3 protein-coding genes are annotated in these 4,453 nt (G+C 68.8%); all 3 read right to left on the reverse strand.

What is annotated here, in order from left to right; genetic code table 11:
- A partial coding sequence (locus E3O67_RS09935; protein WP_135102606.1) for a PTS fructose transporter subunit IIC occupies positions 1-1,516 on the reverse strand: 1,516 nt, incomplete at its 3' end.
- Positions 1,517-1,623: 107 nt separating this feature from the next.
- The gene (locus tag E3O67_RS09940) at positions 1,624-3,297 is read right to left on the reverse strand and encodes an alpha-amylase family protein (protein ID WP_134433224.1); all 1,674 of its coding nucleotides are present in this window, start codon (positions 3,295-3,297) and stop codon (positions 1,624-1,626) included.
- Positions 3,294-4,271 (reverse strand): TIGR03885 family FMN-dependent LLM class oxidoreductase, encoded by a 978-nt coding sequence (locus tag E3O67_RS09945; RefSeq protein WP_135102607.1) that lies wholly within the window; start codon positions 4,269-4,271, stop codon positions 3,294-3,296. The genes E3O67_RS09940 and E3O67_RS09945 overlap by 4 nt, the downstream gene beginning before the upstream one ends.
- Positions 4,272-4,453: the final 182 nt, after the last annotated feature.

Here is a 4,453-nt window from a genome sequence, read left to right on the forward strand (position 1 = left end):
CGCCTCCCGCGACGGATGCCTCGGCAGCGGTCCCGGCGGCGGGCGCGGCGGGCTCGGCGGGCGCCTCGCGTCGGCCGGCGCGACGGGCGGAAATGCCGAGCAGCAGCACGGCCACGAGGGCCGTGACGACCGCACCGGTGATGAGGGCCACGAAGTACATCGGCACGCCGGAGACCGCGCCGAAGACGGCGACGATCGGACCGCCGTGCGGGACCGAGTCGGTCACGCCGACCAGGGCGGCGATGCCGCCGGCAACGGCGCCACCGATCATGTTGGCGGGGATGACCTGGAGGGGCTTGGCGGCGGCGAGCGGGATGGCACCCTCGGTGATGCCGAAAAAGCCCATGAACAGGGCGGCGATGCCGGCTTCCCGTTCCGGCTTGGAGAAGTGCCGGCCGCGGATCAGGGTGGCCAGGCCCATGCCGAGCGGCGGCACGGCGATGGCGGCCGCGACCATGCCCATCGGGGCCGGGTTTCCGGCCGCGATCAGGGCGCCACCGAAGAGGAACGCGGTCTTGTTGATCGGGCCGCCCATGTCGAAGGCCACCATCGCGCCCAGAATCAGGCCGAGGATGACGACGCTGCCGCCTTCGAGGCCGGTGAGGAATGTGGTCATGCTCTCGAAGACCCAGCTGATCGGCCGGCCGAGCGCGAGTACGAAGGCACCTCCGACGATCACGGTGGTGAGCACGGGGATGACGAGGATCGGCATGATCGGGCGGATGAAACGGTGCACGGGGATCTTCTTGATGCCGAGGGCGACGAAGCCGACGAGGAAACCGGTGACGATGCCGCCGATGAAGCCGGCGCCCGATTCGGAGTTGTAGAAGGAGCCGGTCGTGGCGATCCAGCCGCAGATCATGCCCGGTGCGAGCCCCGGCCGGTCGGCGATCGCGTAGGCGATGAATCCGGAGAGGATGGGCACCATCAGGGTGAAGCCGATCACGCCGATCTGGTTGATCGTCAGCCAGAAGCTGCCCTCCGGGATGACGAGGCCCTGCGGGGTTGCCTCGCCGCCGAGCGAGAGCGAGATGGCAATGAGGAGCCCGCCGACCACGACGAACGGGATCATGTAGGAGACGCCGTTCATCAGCGCGCGGTACAGCGTGCCTCCGAAGTCGGCTTTGCCGGCGGCCGGGCCGGCGGGCGCGTCGGGGGTGCCCGCAGCGCGGGGTTCGGCGGCCAGGGCCTGCGCGATCAGCTGCTGCGGGTGGTGGATTCCATCGGCGACCTTGGCTGAGATGAGGCGCTTGCCGGCAAACCGGGACAGGTCGATCTGGGTGTCGGCCGCGACGACGATCGCCTCCGCGCGCGTGATCTCATCCGAGCTGAAGGTGCCCTCGACCCCCACGGAGCCGTGGGTCTCGATCCGCACGTCGTAGCCGAGCTCCCCGGCCGCGGATTCGAGTTTCTCGGCCGCCATATAGGTGTGCGCGATGCCGGTGGGGCAGGCGGTGATCGCGAGGATCAGGGTGGCGGGTGGCGTCCCTGGGGAATCGGTGCGATTTTCGGGCATGACAAAAACGTCCTTCCGGATGAGGCCATCCGGAAATCCGCGCTAATACCCGGCGGCAAATATCATAAGCGTGGCTAACGGTATCACGGGCCCCGGATCGACCTCACTCAGTAGCGGTGCGGGTCCGGCCCGTTCTCGACCCGGAACCAGCGGTAGCCGTAGCCGTCCAGGGGGACGTCGGCCCGTCCCGCCTTGGTCAGCGGGAGTGACTCGCCCGTGAACAGGTCGTCCAGATGCGTGGCTCCGCGGGGCGCCGGAACGGAAAAGCGAACCTCGGTCGGCTCGGAACTGAAGTTGTGCAAGGCCACCACGCGGCCATCCTCCAGGCTGAGCATGTGGGCGAGCACCGCGGGGTCCGGCTGCTCGAGCACCGCGAAGGCGCCCCAACCGAATTCCGGTGCGTTGCGATAGTGCCGGATCAGAGTCTGAATGAAGCCCAGCAGTGAATCGTGATCGCGCCGCTGGCTGCGCACGTTGACATGGGCCGGCCCGAAACCGCCCTCGACCACGCCGGCGCAGAGTTTCGACTGGGGAGCAAGGGAGAAACCGCCGTTCTTGCCGTCGTTCCACTGCATCGGGGTGCGCACGGCCAATCTGCCCTTCTCCTCCAGGTTCTCGCCCATGCCGATCTCCTCGCCGTAGAACAGCACCGGGGTTCCCGGCAGGGAGAACAGCAGGCTGTAGACCATTCGCACGCGACGGGGATCGCCGTCGAGCATCGGGGGCAGTCGCCGCACCAGCCCGCGACCGAACACCTGCATTCTCTCCTCCGGGCCGAAGGCGGCGAAGACTTCGGCGCGCTCCGCATCGGTCAGCTTGTCCAGGGTCAGCTCGTCGTGATTGCGCACGAAGTTGGCCCACTGCGAGTCCGGCGACCCGATCGGACGCGACTGCAGGGCGTCGATCAGCGGGGAGGCATCCGCCCGGGCCAGGGACAGGTACATCTGCTGCATACCGATGAAGTCGAACTGCATCGTCAGTTCGTCGCCCTCGGCGCCGCCGAAATACAGGGCCTGCTCGGCGCGGGGCAGGTTCACTTCGCCGAGGAGCACCCCGTCGCCGGAGCGACGTCCGAGGAACGCCCGCAGCGCACGCAGGTAGTCGTGCGGGTCCGGGAAGGCGCCCTTGCCGCCGACCACATCGGTCGTCTCGAGCAGGAACGGGACCGCATCGACGCGGAATCCCGACAGGCCCAGCTCCAACCAGAAGCCGATCACCTTGGCGATCTCGTCGCGCACCACCGGGTTGGTCACGTTGAGGTCGGGCTGATGCTTGTAGAAGACGTGCTGATAGTACTGGCCGGTTTTCGGATCAAGTTCCCAATTGCTGGTCTCCTGGTCGGGGAAGACCGGCTCGCCCTGTTTCGCCGGCGGCTCGTCGCGCCAGACGTAGTAGTCGCGGTAGGGGGAGTTGCGGCTGGACCGGGCCGAGATGAACCACGGATGCTGGTCGGAGGTGTGGTTGATCACCAGGTCCGCGATCACACGCATCCCTCGATCCTTCGCGAGCCGGATTGTTTCGACCAGGTCGCCGAGATGGCCCAGCCGGGGGTCGACCGAGTAGAAGTCGGTGATGTCGTAGCCGTCGTCCCGATCCGGTGTCGGATAGAACGGCATGAGCCAGAGGCAGGTCACCCCGAGTTCGTTCAGGTAATCGATGCGGTGGGCCAGGCCGGTGAAGTCCCCGGTTCCGTCGTTGTTCCAGTCCATGAACGTCTCGACGTCGAGGCAGTACACGATGGCGCTCTTCCACCACAGGTCGCTGGTGTCGGTGACCTTCACGCGGATGCCTTCCTGGTGGGGTGGAGCCGGGGCAGCACGTGCTCGCCGAACACGTCGATGAAGCGGTCCTGGTCCTGGCCCACGTGGTGCAGGTAGATCTCGTCGACGCCGAGCTCGATCAGGGAGGCCAGCCAGTCGGCGTGCTGCCCGGGATCGGGGGAGATGAGCACGGAGTCGCGCATCGCCTCCGGCGGCACATGCTTCGCTGCCTCGTCGAACGCTTCCGGGGTGTCGAGATCCCAGCACAGCGGCGGCGAGAACACGTTGGTGCGCCACTGGTCGTGCGCGATCGACAGTGCCTCGCCGTCGCTGTCGGCGTAACTCAGGTGCACCTGCAGGGCGACCGGCCCGGTGCCGCCCGCATCGCGGTAGCTGCCGATGACCCGGCGCAGCGTCGGTGCCGGCTGGGCGATGGTCGCGAGCCCGTCGGCCCAGTCCGCCGCCCAGCCCGCCGTCTCGGCGCTCACGGCGGCGGCCAGCAGGAGAGGCGGTGTCTCCGGGCGAGTCCAGAGCCTGGCCCGGTCGACCCTCACCAGACCGTCGGCGCTTACCTCCTCGCCGGCGAGGAGGGCGCGGATGATCTGCACCGATTCGAGGAGCCGTTCGTTCCGCACGTCCTTGCGGGGCCAGCCGTCGCCGGTGATGTGCTCATTGGCGGCCTCTCCCGACCCGAGCGCCACCCAGAAGCGGCCCTCGTACATGGCGGCCAGCGTCGCCGCTGCCTGCGCGATGATCGCGGGATGGTAGCGCTGGCCCGGCGCGTTCACGACGCCGAACGGGAGGCCGGTCGACTGCAGTGCGGCCCCGAGCCAGGCCCAGGCGAAGGCCGACTGCCCCTGCCGCTCGCTCCAGGGCGCGAAATGGTCGGAGCACATGGCCGCGGTGAAGCCGGCCTGCTCCGCCCGTTGCACCGCGCGGAGCAACTCGGAGGGATGGATCTGTTCGTGGGAGGCGTGGAATCCGATCACTGTCATGCCGTGACCCTAGACCGGTCGCCGGGGGGAGGTCCAGTGTCGGGCGGGGTCGGGCCTCAGGCGTGAGCGCGTTGGGCGGGGTGGGCGCCCATGCCGCCGAGGGCCAGCGCCTCCGCGGCCAGCGCGGCGGTCGTGGGGGCGTCCCGCATCCAGAGCGGCACGGCGACGGCGCGGATGCCGGC

Origin of the sequence: Cryobacterium sp. TMT3-29-2 (assembly GCF_004564305.1) — a bacterium.
Taxonomy (GTDB): domain Bacteria; phylum Actinomycetota; class Actinomycetes; order Actinomycetales; family Microbacteriaceae; genus Cryobacterium; species Cryobacterium sinapicolor.